Raw genomic sequence first — 1,202 nt, 5'->3', positions numbered from 1 at the left:
TGACCTTGCCCCCTGGATTGCCCTCGTTCTGAAGCTAGGGTCCGTCGATCAGGAGACGGACGATGAAGAAGAGCCGGTTCAGTGAAGAGCAGATCATCGGCATCCTGAAGGAGCAGCAGGCTGGTTTGCCGGTCGCTGAGATCTGCCGCCGCCACGGCATCAGCGACGCGACGTTTTACACGTGGCGCTCGCGCTTCGGCGGCATGGAAGTCTCGGACGCGCGCCGTCTGAAGGCGCTCGACGAGGAGAACCGTAAGCTCAAGAAGCTCCTGGCCGAGGCGATGCTCGACGTGGCCACGCTGCGCGAGGCGCTAGGAAAAAACTTCTGACGCCCAGCGCACGGAGAACGGTCGTGAGCTGGGCCATTGAGGAGAAGGGCTACTCGCAGCGTCGTGCCTGCGGGCTGATCGGGTTGGAGCCGAAGACGTACCGCTACGCCTCGACCTGCGGTGACGATGCGGCCGTGCGGGTACGCCTGCGCAGCCTGGCCGGCGAGCGCCGTCGCTTCGGCTACCGGCGTCTCCTGATCCTGCTGCGGCGGGAGGGCCTCACGCTCAATCACAAGAAGCTGTTTCGGCTTTATCGGGAGGAGCGGCTGTCGGTGCGCAGGCGCGGAGGTCGCAAGCGGGCCCTTGGCACACGAGCGCCGGCCGCCGTGCCCCAAGAGCCGAACCAGCGCTGGAGCCTCGACTTCGTTTCCGATACGCTCGACGATGGGCGGAGCTTCCGCATCCTCGTCGTAGTCGATGACTGCACGCGGGAGTGCCTGGCGCTGGTGGTCGACACCTCGCTGTCCGGGCGGCGGGTCGCGCGTGAACTCGACCAGATCATCGCGGGCCGGGGCAAGCCGCTGATGATCGTCTCGGACAACGGGACCGAGTTGACCTCGCACGCCATCCTGCGCTGGCAGGAAGAGCGTGTAGTCGAATGGCACTACATCGCGCCCGGCAAGCCGCAACAGAACGGCTTCGTCGAGAGCCTCAACGGGCGCTTGCGCGACGAGTGCCTGAACGAGCATCTGTTCCGGAGCCTGCCGGCGGCCCGGACCATCATCGAGACGTGGCGGGTCGACTACAACACCTGTCGCCCTCATACGAGCCTCGGCGGGCTCACCCCGAACGCGTTTGCAACCCGGTCCCGACAGGACCAGAACCAGAACGGACTCTGGTTATGAGCGGGGGCAAACAGGGGGCAAGGTCAGA

Annotated in this window: 1 protein-coding gene; it reads left to right on the top strand. The window is 65.7% G+C overall.

All coding sequences use genetic code 11. The features are described 5' to 3' along the window. Positions 1-62 precede the first annotated feature (62 nt). Positions 63-1,174, top strand: a protein-coding gene (locus ACFQ4G_RS21860; RefSeq protein WP_238209306.1) for an IS3 family transposase whose coding sequence is annotated in 2 segments (ribosomal slippage) — positions 63-318 and positions 318-1,174 — 1,113 coding nt in all. Because the reading frame shifts where the segments join, the coding sequence is not laid out codon by codon here. Positions 1,175-1,202 lie beyond the last annotated feature (28 nt).

This window comes from Methylobacterium marchantiae (assembly GCF_042679825.1).
Taxonomy (GTDB): Bacteria; Pseudomonadota; Alphaproteobacteria; order Rhizobiales; family Beijerinckiaceae; genus Methylobacterium; species Methylobacterium marchantiae.
Note: the sequence above shows the minus strand (reverse complement) of the source record. Positions and strands in the feature narration are given on the sequence as shown.